Origin of the sequence: Flavobacterium melibiosi, from assembly GCF_048158545.1 — a bacterium.
Taxonomy (GTDB): domain Bacteria; phylum Bacteroidota; class Bacteroidia; order Flavobacteriales; family Flavobacteriaceae; genus Flavobacterium; species Flavobacterium melibiosi.
The window spans coordinates 45,541-67,113 of record NZ_JBLNKU010000003.1 but is presented as its reverse complement, the minus strand read 5'-3'; the positions used below and the strand labels follow the sequence as shown (position 1 = coordinate 67,113).

Here is a 21,573-nt window from a genome sequence, read left to right as displayed (position 1 = left end):
CGGAATACTTTATATATCACTAAAAATTAGTATCTTAGTGTATAATTTTTAAACCTTTAGTATTATGAGCAACGTAAAAAATTTAAATAAGTGGGCAAATGCACATACTTATTTATCACTGGATTTGGTACGAATAGTACTCGGTGTCTTTTTGTTTATGAAAGGGATTTCTTTTATAACAAACATCCAATATTTACAAGATTTAATATCTCCAATTGACAAAATTGGTGGTGGAATGTTTCTGATACATTATATCGCACCTGCACATATGGTTGGCGGAATAATGATTGCATTTGGTTTACTTACCAGATGGGCTATAATAGCGCAATTACCTATATTGATAGGAGCAGTTATTGTAAATTTTATGGGAGAAATGCAATCCCAAAACTTATTGTTAGCATTTGCTACCCTTGGTATCTGTGTCTTTTTCTTGTTTTATGGAAGCGGTAAACATTCTGCAGACTACTATTTTAAAATGCAACAATAATCAAAACTAAAAAAGCATCCTGTTTCTGCAAACGGGATGCTTTTTTATGTCTAGTTACCCTAAAACTAATTAAAGGCTCTCCTGAATTTCTTTCCTTTTTATTTTTCCGTTTTGTGTTTCAATAAATTTTGAAACATAAAAGACTTCTTTAGGTTTTTCATATTTGTCTAAACCATCAAAGATAGTTTCGTCCAAAGGTTGCTTTTCACCTTCAATAATCAGCACTAATTTCTCCCCTAAAGTAGAGTCCTGAACTCCTGTAACAAAAAATCTTGAATGAATTTTATTTGATAGTTTCTCTTCTATTTGTTCGGGAATCAGTTTAATTCCGCCGCTATTAATCACATTGTCAATACGCCCCAAGAAAACAAATTCGTTTTCATTTACTAATTCAACTAAATCATTAGTTACAATAGATTCTTCTGAAATATTTGGTGCATCAATCACCAAACAGTTTCTATCGTCTTGAGAAATTTTTATATTCGGTAAAACAGAGAAAGCCTTATCTCCTATTTTTTTTGCAGCAATATGGGTGATTGTTTCTGTCATACCATACGTTTCATACCCTTTAGTACTTAATTTAGAAAGACTATTTTCAAGTGATTTGCTCATTTTAGCACCACCAACAATCATTTTTTTTACATTTTTTAATTCTGCTAAAGAATTTTGAGCTTGCAGAGGAACCATAGAAACAAAATCATATTTAGTTTCATTAAGCAACATAGGATGTGAAGTTGGAGCTACAAAATCCATATCCAATCCTAAAATAAAGCCTCTGACAAACATCATTTTTCCAGCTATATATTTAGTTGGCAAACAATGTAATGCTTTATCTCCGGGACGTAAATCAAAAAAATCGCCAGTAGCTAAAGCTGAATTTACCATCGCTTGTTTATCCATTTGAATAATTTTTGGGCTACCTGTAGTTCCGGAAGTATTTAATTCGATGTAGCTTTTTTTATCAAACCAATCCAATATAAAATCTCCAACCGATTTTTCATGCTCTTCACCTTCTTTTATAAAACTGTATGCTACTCTACATAAATCTTTTCGATTCAAATGAAATCCATTCAGTTTAAAATGATTGTTTACGTTTTTATAAGTAATTGTATTCATTGGTAATTATATTGAGTTTAAATCATTAAAATGTACTGGTTCTTCGATTTTTCCTGTCAATTTATCTTTCCAGTTTGTCCATTTGTATTTTTTACTAAAGATAAATAAAAGGATTGGGTAAATGATTACAACAGGCAATATAACATCTAAACCAGCTGAAGGATCCGAAACATCTTTAAAAATAGAATGGGTCTGAAATGCTGACCAATCAGAAGTCACTAATAAAGCGCTAACTAAATTATTAGCAGCATGAAAACCTAACGCTAATTCCATTCCTTCATCCATCAAGGTAATGATTCCTAGTAATAATCCTGTTCCTATGTAATACACTAAAACTATATTCCCTATTTTAGAAACTTCGGGATTTGAAATGTGCATCGCACCAAAAATAATAGAAGTCATGATTAAAGGAAACCATTTATTTTTAGCGAGATTGGCAAAACCCTGCATCAAATAACCTCTAAAAATATATTCCTCTGTACTGGTTTGAATGGGAATTAATAGTGTCCCGATAACAACTAAAATTACAAATGGAATGGGTTTAAAATTAATCACAAAATCACTTGGATTCGAAAAATAGAACAACAATGTTGATAGAATTATGAAAATTGACCAAATAGAAAATGAAAACAATACTCTGCCCCAATCCACTTTTAATCTGGATGTAGTTATGGAAAGCATCGTTTGATTGTGAATGTATTTAACAACAAAGAAAATTCCAAGCATTGCAAAAACAAATGAAATCAATATCAAAAACAAAGTCAAATTTGGTTCAAAAAAACGCATAACATCATCATTGGTAGTAGGATATGGTTTCCCTTTTACAAGTGTTTCATAAAACAACGCAATTAGTAAAGGTGCCTGACCTAAAAAAGAAGCGCAAATAATTATTACTGATCCTAAAATATACTTCCAAAACTTATTTTCTGACTTTACCCCTTGTTCAATAAACATAGATTTTTTGTTTTTATTATTATCAAAATTAGAGTAACAAACTTTACTTTTGTTACACTTATGAAACGAGATTAATACTCCATTTTCTTTATCAAAAAATTACTTATGATACAAATATACCACAATCCGCGTTGCGGAAAATCAAGAAACTGCCTGGCTTTTATAAAAGAATCCGAAAAAGAATTTGAAGTCATTAATTATCTTGACAACGTTCCTACATTTGATGAATTAAAAAGTCTTATTCAAAAACTAAATTTTGAACCTCTAGCATTAGTGCGTCAAAAAGAGAAAATTTGGATAGAAAATTTCAAAAATAAACCAATGACGAATGACGAAATCATTCAAGCAATGGTGATGTATCCAATTCTGATTGAAAGACCTATTGTCATAAAAGGAAACAAAGCAATAATAGGAAGAGATCTAGATAATGTAACTGATTTTCTATAATTAAATTAACACTTTTTTATGATTTGCAAATTAAACCAAAGCTGTTTTCTACAATCTAAAAAGAAAAACTAAAACTACAAAAATGCCCAAAAAATTAAAACCCCTCTTAGCGCTTGTATTTCTTTTTTCAAGCCTAATAAATTTTGCACAGCAACCCAGTCCTGTACAAAAAGTGAAAGTTAGCGGAAAAGTAATTGAAAAAGTGAGCAAGCAACCATTAGAATACGCAACAATCACATTCATAAATGCTAAAAACCCAAAAGCACTTGCAGGTGGAATTACAAATGCAAAAGGAGAATATAGTATCGATGTGACACCAGGTATTTATGATGTGAAAATTGAATTTATTTCTTTCAAACCAACTGAGATCAAACAAAAAAGTATTCAGGGAAATAGTAATTTAGGCACAACTGCTTTAGATGAAGATGCGGCGCTATTGAATGAGGTTGTTATTCGTTCTGAGAAAACTACTGTCGAAATAAAATTAGATAAAAAAATATATAATGTCGGTAGTGATTTAATGGTTAAAGGAGGAACTGTAAGTGATGTTCTTGATAATATCCCTTCGGTATCTGTAGATGTAGAAGGAAATGTAAGTCTTCGTGGCAACGAAAATGTAAAAGTGCTTATTGATGGAAAACCATCAAATGCCATAAACATAGCCGAGGCATTACGATTAATTCCAGCTGATGCTATCGAAAAAGTAGAAGTTATAACCAATCCTTCGGCCAGATATGATGCTGAAGGCGGGGGTGGTTTATTGAACATCATTCTGAAAAAAGGAAAGAATCTTGGATTAAATGGAACTTTTATTGCCTCTACCGGTTATCCTGAAAATTATGGTCTAAGCGGTACTTTAAATTATAAATCAAAGAATTTTAATCTTTTCACTAATCAGGGTTACAATTACAGAAACAACCCTGGAAATATGACAACAAATACTGACTATTTAAATCCAAATAATTCGATTCGAAATTATGTAGATGAAAATAGAGAAAACGAGAGACAAAGCAAAGGCTATAATGGGAATTTTGGTATAGAGTTGTATTTGGACAAATCCACTTCTTGGACTAACACGCTTAATTACAGAAAAAATAATGGTGACAACACAGATAATGTTTTCCAAAAATATTATAACGCTGATGCTATTTACGACTATACTCGAACGCGTATCAACGAAGAAGACAGTAAAAGTGAAAACGTAGAGTTTGCAACCAATTTCACTAAAAACTTCAAAAAAGACGGTCACAAATTAACTATTGACGGTTCGTTTTCTACCAATGATGATAAAAATAACGCTTTAGTTACTGATACTGCAACCAATACAAGTGCAGTTTTATTTGACAAAACGATAAACAATCAAACTCAAAACAGAAATTTACTTCAAGCAGATTATGTTTTACCATTAGGCAAAGGCAGCCAATTTGAAGCAGGGTATCGTGGTGATTTCTCTAAATTAGTTACGGACTACCAAGTAGAGAGCGATGGAGTTATTAATCCAAACTTCACCAATACATTAGAATACAAAGAGAAAGTGAACGCACTGTATACACAGTATGGTGTGAAAATAAATAAGTTTTCAGCACTTTTTGGAATGCGTTTCGAAGATTCAAATATAGAAATCAACCAATTAGCAACTAACGATTTCAATACCAAAAAATACAATAACTTCTTCCCCAGCGCCTTTTTTACTTATGAAATTTCTGATAAAAGCAGTGCTTCCATAAGCTACAGTAGAAGAATTCAAAGGCCTAGAGGAAGAATGATAAATCCATTTAGCAATTTATCCAGTAATATCAATATTTTTGTTGGAAATCCTGATTTAGATCCCGCATTCACTAATGCTTTTGATTTAGGATATATCAAACGTTGGGATAAATTGACATTTAACACTTCCTTATACGTGAACAAAACTACCGATGTATTTCAATTTGCAAGAAGAGAATCTGGTGATTTTATAAATGGAATACCAATTATCTTTGCTTCACCAATAAACCTAGCCACAGAATACAGAGCTGGATTTGAATTTACCTTAAATTATTCTCCTTATAAATGGTGGAAATTAAATGGAAACTTCAATTTCTTCAGAAACGAAACACAAGGTGATTTTACGTATATCGATTTTAATGATAATGAAGTTGTTCAGAATTTTGACAATATAGCAACGTCATGGTTTACCCGCATAACATCAAAAGTATCACTACCCTATAAAATTGACTGGCAAACCAACGCAACTTATAATGCCCCGCAAAAGAATGCGCAAGGAACTGTTTTAGGAAATTTCAGTGCCAACTTAGCATTCAGTAAAGATGTTATGAAAGACAAAGGAACCCTTTCTTTTAATGTAAGTGATGTATTCAATTCCAGAAAAAGAATTATGGAAACAAATCTTCCCGGTGTACTCAATTCTTACTCAGAAATGCAATGGAGAGAAAGACAGTTTAACCTATCCTTTACGTACCGTTTCAACAAACAGAAAAACGAAAGAGAAAAACAGCCTAAGCGAAATCAAAATGAAAATGGCGATGGAGGCGAATTTCAAGGATAAAAAAATAAGGACTCGTGAAAACGGGTCCTTTCTTATTTACTGATAAACGATTCGCAATTAATGGCCGCGCTTCTTTATAAAAATAGCTACTGAGTACCTTTTTGGCATAAAAAAAAGGACTCGTAAAAACGGGTCCTTATTTTATGAAACAATTAGATTAAACTGATTGTTCTTGCTTCTTTTTTGCTCTTTTCTCTTTGTATGCTTCCCAAGTCGCTCCTCCTACCCAATAGGATACGAAACCAACAAGAAAAAACATTAACCAAAATCCTATTGTAAGAACGGTTAAGAAAAGTAAAAAGCCTAAGTACTGTGAAAATTCAAACATGTTTTCCGGAATTTTTGAATGTAGCCACAAATGTAAGTTTAATTCCTTTTCTTACCAATAAAAAGTAACAAAAACTACCAATCAATTTTTATAAAAAGGGAATTATCCGTATTTTTGGGCTCAGAATTTGGAGCTGATCCCGCTATTCGTTGCAATCTTTTATGCCGTCCCGAAGTTTCGGGACGGCATAAAAGGATTTTCACTACTATCGGGGCTAAAAATCTACTAAACTACTTAATACTTATAAATAACAACACAATGAAATTTAGAATAGAAAAAGACACTATCGGTGAAGTGCAGGTTCCTGCAGACAAATATTGGGGAGCACAAACAGAACGTTCCCGCAACAATTTCAAAATTGGTCCATCGGCTTCCATGCCAAAAGAAATTATTGAAGGTTTTGCTTTCTTAAAAAAAGCAGCTGCTTATGCTAATTGCGATTTAGGTGTTTTACCAGTCGAAAAACGTGACGCTATTGCAGCCGTTTGTGACGAAATCCTAGCCGGAAAATTAGATGATGAATTTCCATTGGTAATTTGGCAAACCGGTTCAGGTACGCAAAGTAACATGAACGTAAATGAAGTGGTTGCTAATCGTGCACAAGTTCTAAAAGGATTCAACATTGGCGAAGGCGAGCAATTCATCAAAGCGAATGATGATGTAAACAAATCACAATCTTCTAATGATACATTCCCAACAGGAATGCACATTGCAGCTTACAAAGCAGTTGTAGAAATCACCATTCCAAGTGTTGAAAAACTAAGAGATACACTTCATGCCAAAGCGGTTGAGTTTAACAATGTGGTTAAAATTGGTCGTACGCATTTAATGGATGCTACGCCATTGACATTAGGACAAGAAATTTCAGGTTATGTAGCGCAATTGAACTACGGTTTAAAAGCGGTTAAAAACACTTTGGCGCACTTATCAGAAGTGGCTTTGGGAGGAACAGCAGTTGGAACCGGATTAAATACGCCAGAAGGATATGATGTAAAAGTAGCCGAATATATTGCTGAATTTACGGGGCATCCATTCGTTACTGCCGAAAACAAATTTGAAGCTTTAGCAGCACATGATGCCATCGTAGAATCACATGGTGCATTGAAACAACTGGCAGTTTCATTGAATAAAATTGCCAATGATGTTCGTATGTTAGCATCTGGACCACGTTCAGGGATTGGAGAAATCATTATTCCGGAAAACGAACCAGGTTCTTCTATCATGCCAGGAAAAGTAAACCCAACACAATGTGAAGCATTAACTATGGTTTGCGCACAAGTTATGGGGAATGATGTTACTATTGCTGTTGGAGGAATGCAAGGTCATTATGAATTGAATGTTTTCAAACCATTGATGGCTACAAACTTCTTGCAATCAGCGAGATTGTTAGGTGATGCTTGCATGTCTTTTGACGAACATTGCGCACAAGGTATCGAACCAAACTACAAACGCATCAAAGAATTGGTAGACAATTCATTGATGTTGGTTACGGCTTTGAACACTAAAATTGGATATTACAAATCAGCTGAAATTGCTCAAACCGCACATAAAAACGGAACTACGTTAAAAGAGGAAGCTGTTCGTTTGGGTTATGTAACTCCAGAGGATTTCGATGCTTGGGTTAAACCGGAAGATATGGTTGGAAGCTTGAAATAATCCTATTTTTGATCTATAAAGTAAAACCTGCAATGTAACGTTGCAGGTTTTCTTGTTTTAAAATTTATCTTTATATAGCAAAATTAAATAATTGAGCTTTCTTTAAATGAACTTACATTCCTTATATGGTTTAAATTACTCAATATATAAGGAATATAAATTCATTTAAGTTTTAAAAATAGCACCCTAAATTTCATGTTTAATTCATAGAGTCCACTACTTCTTTCACTATTCGAATGCTTTTCAATTTATCCTGATGATTGAAAATCGGACTGGTAATCATCAATTCGTCGATACGGGTATAATCAATAAACTGCTGTAATTCAGCAGCTAATTTTTCTTTGCTACCTACAAACGAACAAGAAGTCATTTGGTTTACATGAAAATGTTCTTCTTCACTCATTATTCCATCCATAGAATCTACAGGTGGTTGCAATGGTTTTCTATCATTCCGAATCAAATTCAGAAACATCTGAGTCAAACTGGTTGACAAAATCCGGGCTTCTTCATCCGTATCGGCGGCAATTGCATTGACACACGCCATTGTTTTGGGTTGGTCTAAATATTCCGAAGGTTGAAAATTGTCTCTATAAAATTCAAACGCCTGATACATTTGTTTAGGAGCAAAATGTCCTGCAAATGCATACGGCAATCCTTTGGCAGCAGCCAAAGCGGCACTATCCATACTGGAACCTAAAATCCAAATGGGAACTTTAGTCCCTTCGGCAGGAAAAGCGCGCACATTTGCAGTAGCATTATCTTCAGAGAAAAATTCTTGAAGCGCAGTCACATTTTGCGGAAAGCGTTGCGATTGTTCAAAGAAATCTTTTCGAATGGCTTGTGCAGTTAACGAGTCAGTTCCCGGTGCTCTTCCTAACCCTAAATCAATCCGATTCGGATACAGTGTTTCTAATGTTCCAAATTGTTCCGCAATAATTAGCGGGGCATGGTTAGGCAACATGATTCCACCTGAACCCACTCGGATATTTTGAGTTTGACTGGCAATATAACCAATCAGTACAACCGTTGCCGTACTGGCTATGTGCGCCATATTATGATGTTCTGCTAACCAAAACCGGTTGTAACCTAAACTGTCGGCAAGTTGTGCAAGTGCTGCTGTTTTTTGCAAAGTTTCGCTTGCATTGCTATCTTGGGTAATTATTGCTAATTCTAATAGGGAGACTGGAATATTTTTTGACATTATAATTTTCTATTTAAACAAAAATAATCATTTCCATTTAAGCCCTAAATTCTTCGGTGTTAATTGATTTATAATGTTTGATATAAAAATTAGAATATATAAAGACACACTACAATGCTTCTCTATCAAAAACCAAACCCGACGAATTACACAGCCCTTTCGCGTATAATTCCATAAAAAAAACCGTTCACCAAAGGCGAACGGTTTTCTTTATACAATGTAAAGACGCGATGAATCGCGTCTTTACAGGAAATTATTATTTTACTTCTTCGAATTCAACGTCTTCAACATTGTCTCCTTGAGCAGCATCCCCTTGAGGTTGTGCTTCACCTTGACCTTGTTCACCTTGAGCATACATCGCTTCAGTTGCTTTTTTCCAAGCAGCGTTGATGTTGTCAAGAGCAGTTTGAATTGCAGGAATGTCTTGAGATTGGTGTGCCATTCTCAATTCAGTTAATGCATATTCTACAGCAACTTTGTTTTCATCAGATAATTTAGAACCTAATTCTTTCAATTGAGTTTCAGTTTGGAAGATCATTCCGTCTGCTTCGTTCAATTTTTCAGCTCTTTCTCTAGCAATTTTGTCAGCATCAGCATTAGCTTCTGCATCTTTTTTCATTCTTTCGATTTCTTCAGCAGTTAAACCAGAAGAAGCTTCGATACGAATATCATGAGATTTACCAGTTCCTTTGTCAGTTGCCGAAACTTTGATGATACCATTAGCATCAATATCAAAAGTTACTTCAATTTGTGGAACACCTCTTGGTGCTGGTGGAATACCATCTAAATGGAAACGACCGATAGTTTTGTTATCAGCAGCCATTGCTCTAGCTCCTTGTAAAACGTGGATTTCAACTGTTGGTTGAGAATCTGCAGCTGTAGAGAAAACTTGAGATTTTTTAGTTGGAATAGTTGTATTAGACTCAATAAGAGTTGTCATAACACCACCCATAGTTTCGATACCTAAAGATAAAGGTGTAACGTCAAGTAACAATACATCTTTTACATCTCCAGAAAGAACTCCACCTTGAATAGCTGCTCCAATTGCAACAACCTCATCAGGGTTAACTCCTTTAGACGCTTTTTTACCAAAGAATTTCTCCACTTCGTCAGCAATTCTTGGCATACGAGTAGAACCTCCTACAAGAATAACTTCGTCAATATCAGAAACAGATAAACCTGCATCTTTCAACGCTTTAGCAACTGGTGCCATAGAACGTTTTACTAATGAATCAGTTAATTTTTCAAATTGTGCTCTAGTTAATTTTTTAACTAAGTGTTTTGGTCCTGAAGCTGTAGCAGTTACGTAAGGTAAGTTGATTTCAGTTTCAGTAGAAGAAGACAATTCAATTTTTGCTTTCTCAGCAGCTTCTTTCAAACGTTGCAAAGACATTGGATCTAAACGTAAATCAATACCTTCTTCAGTTAAAAATTCAGCAGCTAACCAGTCAATAATTTCGTGATCAAAATCATCCCCACCTAAGTGAGTATCTCCGTTTGTAGATAATACTTCAAAAACTCCGTCTCCTAATTCAAGAACAGAAATATCAAATGTACCTCCACCTAAATCGTAAACAGCAATTTTTTGATCTTTACCTTTTTTATCAAGACCGTATGCCAAAGCTGCAGCAGTAGGTTCGTTGATAATACGCATCACTTTAAGACCTGCAATTTCACCCGCTTCTTTCGTAGCTTGACGTTGTGCATCATTAAAGTAAGCAGGAACAGTAATAACTGCTTCAGTAACTGTTTGACCTAAATAGTCTTCAGCAGTTTTTTTCATTTTTTGAAGAGTCATTGCTGACAATTCTTGTGCAGAGTATAAACGACCATCAATATCAACACGTGGTGTATTGTTGTCCCCTTTTACTACTGAATAAGAAACTCTTTTTGCTTCAGCAGAAACTTCTGAAAAAGAATGACCCATAAAACGTTTGATAGAAGCAATAGTCTTAGTTGGATTAGTTACCGCTTGTCTCTTAGCAGGATCTCCTACTTTAATTTCTCCACCTTCTACAAATGCAATGATAGATGGCGTTGTTCTTTTTCCTTCAGCATTAGGGATAACTACTGCTTCATTACCTTCCATTACAGAAACACAAGAGTTTGTTGTACCTAAATCAATTCCGATTATTTTACCCATTTTTAATATATTTAATTTTATTATATACTCATTTTAATAGCTCGAAGTCGATAAGTCAATCTTTGTGCCAATGCAATACAGCTCCTTAAATTGTCAGTTTATGTTAAAATTGGCGTGAAAAAATCTGACAACATGACATTTTAGAGGGTTTGTCATTATAACCGAAGTTGTCATTCTTTCTGTGACACTAAGCATAACCGAAGATTGGAGTTATTCTGAATTCTTTTTGGGAGCTATTCCCGCTATTCATTGTAATCTTTTTATTTTTAAAGAAAAAATAAAAAGGATTTCCATTGCTATCGGGGCTAGGAAATCTGATTCCTAAATTCTCTTTTTTGGGATTAGGAATTTTTATTGATACTTTCAAAAAAATCCAATTTGATAAGCTCCCAAGATTTATCCAATAAACATAATGGGTCGAAATCAGCATCAGCCAATTCAAAATTTAAAAATTGACTTTTAATTGTAGAGTAATCGTTATAAGGATAGCGCTGTTCATAAAACGAAATCATTTCATCAATAGGCACTTTATCAAGATAATAATGCAAATCCCAAAAATCTTTTTTTCTGCCGCCTCTCAAAACAACATCCAATTTCATTGCAATAATTTCATTTTCAGAAGCCATTCTGATATTGTCCTTAGAAACTGAATCAAAAATAAATTCATCTGTATAATACAAATCTATTTTTACAAAATTCTCTTTTGAATTTCCTACTTCAAAATAAGTTCCAAACGCAACATTATCAAGATTTCTAGAGCTACAATACGGATATTTATTCTCCAGAAAACTTCTTATCTCTTTAAAATCAATCGAACCATAATCAGCAGCTGTAAACAAATCAATATCAACAGACACTCTATGTCCAATTTGCAAACTCAAAGACGTTCCGCCAACCAATCTGAAAGGAGAAAATAATTCTTCTTGCATTAAATCAATTAAAACTTGTTTAAGTAAAGGGGAAACCGTATTCCAATACATAAGCTATCTTGTTAGTAGTTCAGGATGCAATAAATTAATTTTAGAAACTTCCTCTTTTCCATAAAAACGAGTAATTTCTTCTTGTTCCGTTTTATTCCCATAAGCAAAAACTCGTTTCACTATTGAAACCTTCATTAGTTTCCAGTCAATTTTATCAAAATCAGTATCCCAAAATATACCTTTTCTTAATTTTGAAAAATCGGGTTTATAATCACTATCTTTCTTTGCTTCCTTTATGTCATAAAAAACTTGAAGCGTCATCAGGAAACCTTCTTCTAATTCTAGCTTCTCCTCCATTTTAAGAGATAAATCAACATTCATCCTCCTATTACCCTTTATTATGGCACCCAAAGTTTGAGGATGCTCACCAAGAGAAAGCGCAAATTGCCTTTGGTTGATGTTCCTTTTCTTCAATTCCCGCTCCACAATTTTACCGGGATGAATTCCTTTTATGATGTCAATCGTTTTCATAATGCAAATGTAAACAAAATTGTTTACACTTTTGAATTTTAGTGTTTGAAAAACATCTAGCTATTTTAATTTAAATAAAAAATAAATACTTAAAGAACAATGAGATATAATAAATCCAGAGGAAAGGATTTCCATTGCTACAAAGGCTAGGGAATCTAACTCCTAAGTTCTATTTGTTTTTATTCGATTTCTTTAGGAATTTCAACACCGATGATTCGTAATAAATTGATTACATTAGCGAAACGGTAGAAAAGTTATTTGTAGTGTAAAGACAAATTGTGTTCAATTAAAACCAAAATGAATGGATAAGGAAATTAAAGTGGATTATTTATATGGAATTGATAGAGAATTTTTTTTAGAATTAGAAAATTTAGGATACGATACAGAAATTCCAAGTGAATTAGAAAAGCCACCAATTTATGCCTTTGGGAGCAAGCCAGAGGATTATATAATAGTATTTTCAATATACTTTTCCTTAAAAGTGGTGGATGAATTAGCAAAAGGTATTGCGGAACAATTGATTTCAAATTTCACTAAAATAATAAAGAAAATTTGGAAAAAGCATAAAGACAATAAACCAATAATATTACATTCAGGAAAAGAACCAGAATATAAACTTCCAAAAGCTATATTGACTTTCAAGATATCAGAAAATGAAACTTCTATACTTGAAATTACAAATGAAATAAATGATTCTGAATTAGAAAAGTTATTAGAAACTCAACTTGAAGTAGTGAAAATGCAATATAAATACCGAAAAGAAGAGTTGAAACTAGAAAAAAAACAAATGAACAAAATGTTAGGAAATTAAAATTATGAAGGAAATTATTTTAGGATTATCATTAGCTATGGTTTTCGCTTCTTGTACTAAAAATCCCGAAAATCAAGCAAAAGAAAATGTAGAAGAATATATAACTACCAAAATGGATGACCCAAAAAGTTATGAATCAGTAAAATTCGGCAAACTTGAAAAAGGTAAATCATCTTATCAAGATGAAGAAAAATATAAAAAATTAGTTTTAGAATATAATGAAATCGACAAAAGAGTTTCCGATGCTTATGATTTGGCAATGTCAATGACTCACGAAGAAACTATCAAATCAGCAACCAAAAGTTATAACAGCTTAGCATCTATGAGAAGTTCATATCTAACTCAAATAGACCGGTATATGAAAACTTATAAACCCGTCGATATTTTTAAAATAAAACATTCCTTTAGAGGTAAAAATAAAATGGGTGCGCTAATTTTAGACAGTTGTAATGTTATTTTGGATAAAAATTTAAAAGTAAAATTAGTTCAATAAATGTGAGTAAAAATAAAACCGAATTACCAACATTTACTCCAGGAGATTTGGTTTTTAAGGGTAATGAAAAGTCGGTTTTATTAAGGTCTAAACCATAGAGATTTTATGTAAGTGTTAATACTAAAAAAATAATTAAATGGAAATTTTATCCGCAATATTATTTATTTTAATCATTCTGTTTTTAATAGGGCTTCCTTTTGTTTTGGTATATCGTTTAATTATTAAATTGTACGGGGGGAAAAAACCAAAAAAAGGCATTGAAAATTTTGAAAGCAATTTTAAGTTTGAAAAAACAAATTTAATTATTGAATATGCTTTTATGAAAGATTACGGAATGTGGATAAATTTGAAAGAAGAAGAAAGGAAAGAGCGCTTAATGGATATTGATGTTATTTTTAGAGAAACAAAAGATTTATTGAAAAAAGAAATGATAAATCAAGGATTCAAAATAGGTTCAAAAATTATTGATATTAAATATTTTACTGGCTTATCAGAATATGGCCATACAATAACTGGTTTTTTAATACAAAATGAAAATGGAGGTGAAATTCGAGAATTAACAGTACAGATTGATTTGGAAAAAATGAAATTAAACACTATCAGGAATTCATATCATAGTTCTGGTAAAGAAAGATATTTTTATCTTAAAAATCGAAAAGGATTAATTGAAATATAGAAAAATCTAAAGGTTCTACAAAATCCAGATAGCGCAGATTTGCACCAAACCCGCTCTAGTAGTGAGACGTTGTGTTAAAAAAGCAAATACGTAACTCAAACAAACATTCTGTTTCTAAATGAATTGATGATGTCAAAAAAAATAACAGGAGAGGAAATAATATTACGTTTTAAGCAAACTCATGGTGACAAATATGAGTATCGTAATGTTTTATTTTCTAAGATGAAAGAAAAGGTTGAAATAATTTGTCCAAACCATGGTCTATTTTGGCAAACGCCTGACCACCATATTCGGGGAACGGATTGTCCTGATTGTAGTCGGTTACAACAGGGAAAATTAAAAAAAAATAATGCTGCCAAAGACTTCATTTCAAAAGCAATTACTGTCCATGGAGAAGTTTATGATTACACTAACTTTGTGTACGAGGGTAACAAAACAAAAATCGAAATTACTTGTCCAATCCATGGATCATTTAAACAAACACCTAGTAATCACCTCTCTGGATTTGGATGTCCTAAATGTGGTCGTGAGCGAACCGAAATATCCAGAAAATTAAGTGTAGAGGATTTTTTTAATAGATGTAAGGAAGAACATAAAAATTTCTATTTGTACCCGAAAAAGAATTATATTAATCCAGAATCAATAATCACTGTAGTCTGTCCTAAGCACGGAAATTTTTCAATTAAGGCCCGAAATCATTTATGGATTAAACAAGGCTGTCGTGATTGTTATGAAGAAAACCAAGGAATAAATAAGAGAATTCCATGGCCTCAATTTATACAAGCAGCAATAAAATATCACGGAAATACTTATCAATATGACCAATCATCCTTTCAAATATTATCAGAATTTGTTCGTATATACTGTATAAAACATGGATGGTTCGAACAACGTGGTCATCGACATTTATCAGGTCAAGGATGTCCAACATGTGCTCGGCAACTTCATCGAGGAAAATGGAAGTCAGAATTGCTACCACAAGAACTAAGAGATATAAATTGTAATCTTTACTATTTCCGTCTAATTGGTAATTCTGAAGATTTTTACAAAATCGGAATCACGAACGATGTGAACAGAAGAAGAATAACAATTGAACGACAATCTGGCTATACAGTAGAAGTTGTTTCTATTTTGGCTGGAACATTATATTCATCCATGCAATTAGAGGAATCACTTCATGAAGAATACATAGAATGTTCTTATTTACCAAAAATTAAATTCCCTGGGTATACAGAATGTTTTTCAATTGATGTCTTTGGCAAATAATGAACTATCGATCAAGGCAAAATGCTTTCAACACATAGCACCGTTTTCCTCCAGCTAGCCCAATCTTCCCGCTCGTGACCATGACAAATTCAAAACTTTAATATTTTCATTTACCCTGTTTTAATTAAAAAAAACTCATCCAAAAGCCACTACGCAGATTAACCCCAATAAACAACAAATGAAGAATTTAGATTTAAAAGAAATTAAGGAAAGAGCGTTAAAAATCAGACAACAATACCATCAACTGGAAAAGACCCACCACGGCAGTGAATGGACTGTAGAAGAAGATGCTTTGGCTTTTCTTACTGATGCGGGATTAGTAGGACGTTACACAATGTCGCAACAAGGACGCTGGCCAAAAGCAAATACAAATCCTGAACTACAGCATAAATTGGGCGAATGCATTTGGTGGCTCACAGTCCTTGCAGACCGAATGGACATAGACATTAATGAATCAATAGAATCTTTTTTGACAAAAACTGAAAAATTATTAGAGGAATAAAAATTATAAAAAAACATCAATCACTAAAACCAACAATCATCATGAAACAACGTTCCAAGCATTTTGCAGTAAAGACAATCCTAATTTCTCTATTCATCCAGCTAATTACAGTAGCAGTTTCCATTGGGCAAACCAAAACGGAGCAAATCGATAAGTTGATGAATCTGTATTCAGAATACGGGCAATTTAACGGCTCTATCCTTGTCGCTGATGCAGGAAAAATAATTTATAAAAAGGGATTTGGAATGGCAAACATGGAATGGAATATTCCAAATCAACCGGATACCAAACACCGATTGGGTTCCGTTACCAAACAATTTACTTCCATGTTGATACTTCAATTAGTCGAGCAAGGAAAATTAAAGTTGGATGCTCCTATTGCAACGTATCTTCCTGATTATCCCAAAGCATCGGGTGATAAAATCACTATTCATCACTTACTGACACATACATCAGGAATTCCAAATTACACTTCGTTTCCTAATTTCGTGAAAGATTTAAGTATCAATCCGTACAGCCCGGAAGCATTTGTAAAAGTATTCGCTGACTTACCACTCGAATTTAAACCAGGCGAAAAATTTGCATACAGCAATTCCGGTTATTTTTTATTGGGTTACATCATAGAGAAAGCCTCCGGTAAAACCTATGAGCAATGTTTACAAGACAATATTCTTACGCCACTAAAAATGAATAATACTGGATTCGATCACCATGAAACGATTCTGAAAAACAGAGCTTCAGGTTATGAAAAAAACGGTAAAAACTATAGCAATGCCAGTTATCTTGATTTGTCTATTCCTTACGCTGCCGGTTCTTTGTATGCTACCGTAGATGATTTGTATTTATGGGATCAAGCACTTTACACAGAACAGTTACTTTCGAAAAAATATCGAGATTTATTGTTTAATTCCTACATACCTGCAGGACCTGGACATTATGGTTACGGATGGTTCATCAATAAGGCTTTCAATGGAGAAAAGAATGAGAGCATCTTGGTTATTGAGCATGGCGGTGGAATAAATGGATTCAACACGTTGCTTTCCCGTATTCCGTCTGACAAAAATCTGGTGGTTTTATTAAATAATACGGGCGGTACAAACTTAAGCGAGATGAATAAAGCGATTAGAAATATCCTATACAATAAACCGTACAGTTTGCCTAAAAAATCATTGGCTGCTGCTTTCGTAGACGTTATTCTGGAAAAAGGAATTGCATCTGGATTAGCTTATTTTAAAGAAAATAAAAATTCAAACAGCTATGCTATCAATGAAAATGAAATGAATAGTGCAGGATATCAATTATTACAAACCGGAAAAGTAAAAGAAGCAATAGAAGTTTTCAAACTAAATGTCGAAGCGTTTCCGCAATCAGGAAATACCTATGATAGTTTGGGAGAAGCCTATTTAAAAAACGGAGATAAAAATCTTGCCATTCTAAATTATAAAAAATCCGTAGAACTTGATCCAAATAATGAAAACGGGAAAAAAGTATTGGAAGAAATTTCAAAGTCCTAAATTATTAGACCTATTTAAAAAAAACCGCACGCATCATGTTTCACTGCAAAAGCATGACCGTGCGGATAATAATAATAATAATAATAAAACTCCCGCTTGTGAATTCACTTTTTAATTCACTTCTTTAGTAGACTTCCCTACAGTCAAATAAATGTGATTGTTGGGATACAGGAATTCAATTCTTGTATGCTGCTTATTTATTCTCATTTCTACTTGTTCCTGTTCATTTTCTAAAGTATAAAAGGTGTAATTCCTATCCAGAGGAAAAATACCGGAGTCTACAATTTTATATTTCATTTTTGTAGCCGTAAGAAAGAAAACCACATCACGCTTTTTAGTATCTAAGAACACGAAAGAATATTCATTTCCTGCTACATTGCATTCGCCTTGTCTAAAAGGTTTCTCATCTATGCAATACCGTTGCACATTAAACACTTGTTCTTGAGCATACATACCACCGGTCAGCGACATCATCACAATTATTTTTTTCATACACATGGCTATTTCTATTATCCGGAATTGAATAATCCTTTTTTCTAATGCAAAAGACACGCCACAATATTTTTTGGGATAGAATAATCAACAAACACTCCATTTACTTTTACTTGATTATCATAAAAAAGCCTTAAAAAGCAACGTTTACCATTATTGAATTCCGATTTTATTTGTATTTTCGATTTTCTAAAACCTACAAACTTTCATTGAAATGTAATCCTGAAAGTGCCCTAAAAATAATTTAAAAAACAAAAACAACAATGACTTCATTTAGCAAAGAATTATCCTTCCGTTGGTCTGATCTTGACCCTAATTTTCATGTACGACACAGTGCTTATTATGACTTTGGAGCCCAACACCGTATTGAAATTCTGGAAAGTCTTGGTTTAACGATGAAGGTCATGCAAACACAAAGTTTTGGTCCTATTCTTTTTAGAGAAGAATGTGTTTTTAGAAAGGAAATAAAACTTTCTGACAAAATTTTTATGCATACCAAAACCTCAAAAGTAAATGCTGATGCTTCCCGTTGGTCTATTGTGCATGAGTTTTTAAATGAAGACAACAAACTTTGTGCAACCATAACGGTTGACGGCGCTTGGATGGATACCAAACTTCGAAAATTAGCTTCTCCAACTCCTGAAATTGCTATTGAAGCCCTAAGTATTTTCCCTAAAAGTGACGATTTTGTAAGCCTTTAAAGGAATTTAAATAGATAAACCTGATTTCCTGATTTTGGATACAACTATAAGAGATTGGGTTACTTTTAAATTTAGTATCGTACTGACATTTGCATTGTTAATTTAAATCCACAATTAAATAAAAAAAGTATGAATACTAATAAAAAAATCGAATTGGGAAGTCAAGGACTTTTTGTTCCAAAAGTAGGATTGGGTTGTATGGGAATGACCCAAATTGCAGGAATGGATATTTATGGAAAAGCGGATGAAACCGAATCTATCGCTACTATCCACCGTTCATTGGAACTAGGATACAACTTCCTAGACACTGCAGATTTATACGGTCCTTTACTAAATGAAAGGCTTGTCGCCAAAGCCATTAAAGGGAATAGAAATCAATATACCATTGCCACAAAATTTGGTTATGAAATTGATGACAAGGAACAACTTACTTGGCAATTCAACGGTACTAAGGATTATGTAAAAAAAGCCGTGGAGCGTTCGCTTAAAAACTTGGGAACTGATTATATTGACTTGTATTACTTGCATCGTTTAGACCCAAACACGCCAATTGAAGAAACAGTTGCGGCAATGGCTGAATTGGTAAAAGAAGGAAAAATTGGTCACATCGGACTTTCAGAAGTTTCATCGGAGACCATAAAAAAAGCCCATAGTATTCATCCTTTGACTGCGGTACAAACAGAATATTCTTTGTTTGAGCGTGGCGTAGAAGAAACGGGAATTTTAAAAACACTTCAAAATCTTGGAATCGGGTTTGTGGCTTATTCCCCATTAGGCCGAGGATTTATTTCTGGAGACATCAAAAGCCCTGATGATTTTCCTGATACTGACTTTAGAAAAAGTTTACCTCGTTTTCAAGGCGAACAATTTTACAAAAACATTGCCTTGGTAAATGAAATAAAAACATTGGCTACCGAAAAAGAAATAACACCTTCACAATTAGCCATTGCCTGGATTGTTTCAAAAGGTATTTTACCAATTCCAGGAACAAAACGCGTGAAATATGTCGAAGAAAATAATGCTGCTGCCGAAATTAAATTAAGCATTGAAGACCTAAACCGTTTAGAAACCATTATCCCTTTAGGAACTATTACAGGCGATCGTTATGACGCTGCCAATATGGGAGCTATCGATCAATAAAACAACATTATTCAGTAGGAAAAGCTATCTTTACTATTCACTTTTCCTACTGAATTTACAATTTGCATCATGAAAAAAGAGACCAATTCTCCGTATATTATCAATTCAATTTCTGAGTTGCATCGTTTATTGGAACTACCTAAACCAAAGCATCCATTGGTTAGTGTCATTAATCTGAATGAAATAAAATGTCATTTTGATGAAAGCATAAAAAGTTTCGTTTATAATTTTTATTCGGTTTGTACCAAAAAGGGTTTTAAAGGTAAATTGAAATATGGACAAAATTATTATGATTTTGACGAAGGTATAATGACCTTTTTTTCACCGGGTCAGGTAATTTCGACTGTTGTTGATGAAGATATAGCGCTTTCGGGAATATGGTTAGTCGTTCACCCGGATTTTATCCAAAATTATGCCTTGGCAAAAAGCATCAAAGACTATGGATTTTTCTCCTATGCAGTAAATGAAGCGTTACACCTTTCGGATAAGGAAGAAGCAATGATTACGGACATTATGCAAAATATTGATACCGAATATTGCTCTGTAATAGACGGTTTTAGTCAGGATGTTATACTCTCACACATTGAATTATTGCTCAATTATTCCAACCGATTCTATAACAGACAGTTTATTACCCGAAAAAATGCCAGTAATGATTTGTTGAGTAATTTAGAAAAATTGCTTTTGGATTATTTTAATGGCAACAAAGTTCAGGAACTTGGTCTTCCAACCGTTCTATACATTTCAGAGCAATTGAATGTCTCTCCAAATTATTTAAGTGATATGCTACGATCACTCACCGGACAAAGTACGCAGCAGCACATTCACGATAAGTTAATTGAAAAAGCCAAAGAAATTTTGACTACAACTTCTTTATCCGTTAGTGAAATAGCGTACCAATTGGGCTTTGAATACCCGCAGTCTTTTAGCAAATTATTCAAAAGTAAAACCAATGTTTCACCTTTAGAATTTAGAAGTTCCTTCAATTAAACCTAAAAATGTATTATTGATAACGCATTGTATTTGTGAAAAGGAATGATACATTTAGCAATTATTACATCGTAAGAAAACAAAAAAAATGAAAAATTCCATACTAAAGAACAGTATTTTAAGTCTGATTATATTAAGCTTCGTATCATGCTCATCAGGAAAAACAGCTACCGTTAGTGGGAAAGTTTCGGCTATTCAAAAAGGGAAAGATGGCTACACTGCAACAATTGAAAATGCAAAAGGACACATTTATTTTGGAACAATTAGCATTCCTAATTTGAGTAATCCCCAGTTATTCAAACAGGCGGAAATTGGAGATACAATTACCGTGAAAGGAGAAGTTTGGAAAATGGGAAAAGAAAAACAAATTACTGTCAGAGAAATTTTGGAACTGAAACAGAAGAACGTTGCCGAAGCTAAAATCACTGGAACAGTTCAATCTATCGAAAAAGGGAAAGATGGCTATACTGCCAAAATAAAAACAAACGAAGGAGCAATTTATTTTGCCGTAATTAGCATTCCAAATCTTGGAACCCAAGGAAAATTTCGTGAATTTAAAATAGGAGAAAACGTTACTCTGTTTGGTGAAATCTGGAAAATGGGAGACGACAACCGAATCACCGTTAGAAAAATTTTAGATTAAAAACTACTCCAATA

The 21,573-nt window shown here is 33.3% G+C and carries 22 protein-coding genes; 14 read left to right on the top strand and 8 right to left on the bottom strand.

All coding sequences use genetic code 11. The features are described 5' to 3' along the window. Positions 1-64: 64 nt before the first annotated feature. Positions 65-487, top strand: coding sequence for a DoxX family protein (locus ACM55F_RS04285; RefSeq protein WP_416852483.1), 423 nt, complete (start codon positions 65-67; stop codon positions 485-487). Between the two features lie 69 nt (positions 488-556). Here ACM55F_RS04285 and ACM55F_RS04280 read toward each other — a convergent pair whose 3' ends face one another. Together ACM55F_RS04280 and ACM55F_RS04275 are read right to left on the bottom strand one after the other, a co-directional pair. Then, positions 557-1,603 carry an AMP-binding protein gene (locus ACM55F_RS04280; protein ID WP_416852482.1) on the bottom strand — a complete coding sequence of 349 codons (1,047 nt, stop codon included), beginning with the start codon at positions 1,601-1,603 and terminating at the stop codon, positions 557-559. Between the two features lie 6 nt (positions 1,604-1,609). Next, positions 1,610-2,557 (bottom strand): CPBP family intramembrane glutamic endopeptidase, encoded by a 948-nt coding sequence (locus ACM55F_RS04275; protein WP_416852481.1) that lies wholly within the window; start codon positions 2,555-2,557, stop codon positions 1,610-1,612. Between the two features lie 105 nt (positions 2,558-2,662). On the opposite strand from ACM55F_RS04275, the gene arsC reads away from it, so the two are divergent. Further along, positions 2,663-3,004, top strand: coding sequence for an arsenate reductase (glutaredoxin) (arsC, locus tag ACM55F_RS04270; RefSeq protein ID WP_416852480.1), 342 nt, complete (start codon positions 2,663-2,665; stop codon positions 3,002-3,004). A gap of 82 nt (positions 3,005-3,086) precedes the next feature. Next, positions 3,087-5,552 carry a TonB-dependent receptor gene (locus ACM55F_RS04265; protein WP_416852479.1) on the top strand — a complete coding sequence of 822 codons (2,466 nt, stop codon included), beginning with the start codon at positions 3,087-3,089 and terminating at the stop codon, positions 5,550-5,552. A 157-nt stretch (positions 5,553-5,709) separates the two neighbouring features. Here ACM55F_RS04265 and ACM55F_RS04260 read toward each other — a convergent pair whose 3' ends face one another. After that, positions 5,710-5,880: a hypothetical protein gene (locus tag ACM55F_RS04260; RefSeq protein ID WP_143386564.1), complete on the bottom strand. Its 171-nt coding sequence runs from the start codon at positions 5,878-5,880 to the stop codon at positions 5,710-5,712. Between the two features lie 258 nt (positions 5,881-6,138). Here ACM55F_RS04260 and fumC point away from each other — a divergent pair, with 258 nt between their 5' ends. Next, positions 6,139-7,536 carry a class II fumarate hydratase gene (gene fumC, locus ACM55F_RS04255; RefSeq protein ID WP_416852478.1) on the top strand — a complete coding sequence of 466 codons (1,398 nt, stop codon included), beginning with the start codon at positions 6,139-6,141 and terminating at the stop codon, positions 7,534-7,536. A gap of 199 nt (positions 7,537-7,735) precedes the next feature. On the opposite strand, the gene ACM55F_RS04250 is transcribed toward fumC, so the two are convergent. The 4 genes from ACM55F_RS04250 to ACM55F_RS04235 all read right to left on the bottom strand — a co-directional run bounded on the left by ACM55F_RS04250 (position 7,736) and on the right by ACM55F_RS04235 (position 12,331). After that, positions 7,736-8,737 (bottom strand): LLM class flavin-dependent oxidoreductase, encoded by a 1,002-nt coding sequence (locus ACM55F_RS04250; RefSeq protein ID WP_416852477.1) that lies wholly within the window; start codon positions 8,735-8,737, stop codon positions 7,736-7,738. Positions 8,738-8,993: 256 nt separating this feature from the next. Beyond that, positions 8,994-10,880 carry a molecular chaperone DnaK gene (gene dnaK / locus ACM55F_RS04245; protein ID WP_416852476.1) on the bottom strand — a complete coding sequence of 629 codons (1,887 nt, stop codon included), beginning with the start codon at positions 10,878-10,880 and terminating at the stop codon, positions 8,994-8,996. Between the two features lie 341 nt (positions 10,881-11,221). Beyond that, entirely contained in the window at positions 11,222-11,860 is a 639-nt protein-coding gene (locus ACM55F_RS04240; RefSeq protein ID WP_416852475.1) for a nucleotidyl transferase AbiEii/AbiGii toxin family protein, read from the bottom strand. Positions 11,861-11,863: 3 nt separating this feature from the next. Next, positions 11,864-12,331 carry a helix-turn-helix transcriptional regulator gene (locus tag ACM55F_RS04235; RefSeq protein WP_416852474.1) on the bottom strand — a complete coding sequence of 156 codons (468 nt, stop codon included), beginning with the start codon at positions 12,329-12,331 and terminating at the stop codon, positions 11,864-11,866. A 301-nt stretch (positions 12,332-12,632) separates the two neighbouring features. On the opposite strand from ACM55F_RS04235, the gene ACM55F_RS04230 reads away from it, so the two are divergent. The 6 genes from ACM55F_RS04230 to ACM55F_RS04205 all read left to right on the top strand — a co-directional run bounded on the left by ACM55F_RS04230 (position 12,633) and on the right by ACM55F_RS04205 (position 17,593). Further along, positions 12,633-13,142, top strand: a complete 510-nt coding sequence (locus ACM55F_RS04230; protein ID WP_416852472.1) for a hypothetical protein — start codon at positions 12,633-12,635, stop codon at positions 13,140-13,142. Positions 13,143-13,146: 4 nt separating this feature from the next. Beyond that, positions 13,147-13,635 (top strand): hypothetical protein, encoded by a 489-nt coding sequence (locus tag ACM55F_RS04225; protein ID WP_416852471.1) that lies wholly within the window; start codon positions 13,147-13,149, stop codon positions 13,633-13,635. Positions 13,636-13,771: 136 nt separating this feature from the next. Continuing rightward, entirely contained in the window at positions 13,772-14,311 is a 540-nt protein-coding gene (locus tag ACM55F_RS04220) for a hypothetical protein (RefSeq protein WP_416852469.1), read from the top strand. 129 nt (positions 14,312-14,440) lie between these two features. Beyond that, positions 14,441-15,577, top strand: coding sequence for a hypothetical protein (locus ACM55F_RS04215; protein ID WP_416852468.1), 1,137 nt, complete (start codon positions 14,441-14,443; stop codon positions 15,575-15,577). A gap of 178 nt (positions 15,578-15,755) precedes the next feature. Then, on the top strand, positions 15,756-16,079 hold the full coding sequence (locus ACM55F_RS04210) for a nucleoside triphosphate pyrophosphohydrolase family protein (protein ID WP_416852466.1): 324 nt from the start codon (positions 15,756-15,758) through the stop codon (positions 16,077-16,079). Between the two features lie 41 nt (positions 16,080-16,120). Then, positions 16,121-17,593 carry a serine hydrolase gene (locus tag ACM55F_RS04205; RefSeq protein ID WP_416852464.1) on the top strand — a complete coding sequence of 491 codons (1,473 nt, stop codon included), beginning with the start codon at positions 16,121-16,123 and terminating at the stop codon, positions 17,591-17,593. Positions 17,594-17,704: 111 nt separating this feature from the next. On the opposite strand, the gene ACM55F_RS04200 is transcribed toward ACM55F_RS04205, so the two are convergent. Beyond that, on the bottom strand, positions 17,705-18,085 hold the full coding sequence (locus ACM55F_RS04200; protein WP_416852462.1) for a hypothetical protein: 381 nt from the start codon (positions 18,083-18,085) through the stop codon (positions 17,705-17,707). Positions 18,086-18,348: 263 nt separating this feature from the next. Between ACM55F_RS04200 and ACM55F_RS04195 the strand changes: the two genes are divergently transcribed. From ACM55F_RS04195 to ACM55F_RS04180, 4 genes are all read left to right on the top strand, one after another. Then, entirely contained in the window at positions 18,349-18,786 is a 438-nt protein-coding gene (locus ACM55F_RS04195; protein ID WP_416852461.1) for an acyl-CoA thioesterase, read from the top strand. A gap of 129 nt (positions 18,787-18,915) precedes the next feature. Continuing rightward, positions 18,916-19,926, top strand: a complete 1,011-nt coding sequence (locus tag ACM55F_RS04190; protein WP_416852460.1) for an aldo/keto reductase — start codon at positions 18,916-18,918, stop codon at positions 19,924-19,926. Positions 19,927-19,995: 69 nt separating this feature from the next. After that, the gene (locus tag ACM55F_RS04185; RefSeq protein WP_416852459.1) at positions 19,996-20,916 is read left to right on the top strand and encodes a helix-turn-helix domain-containing protein; all 921 of its coding nucleotides are present in this window, start codon (positions 19,996-19,998) and stop codon (positions 20,914-20,916) included. A gap of 88 nt (positions 20,917-21,004) precedes the next feature. Further along, positions 21,005-21,559 carry an OB-fold nucleic acid binding domain-containing protein gene (locus tag ACM55F_RS04180; protein ID WP_416852458.1) on the top strand — a complete coding sequence of 185 codons (555 nt, stop codon included), beginning with the start codon at positions 21,005-21,007 and terminating at the stop codon, positions 21,557-21,559. The last annotated feature ends 14 nt before the right edge of the window (positions 21,560-21,573 follow it).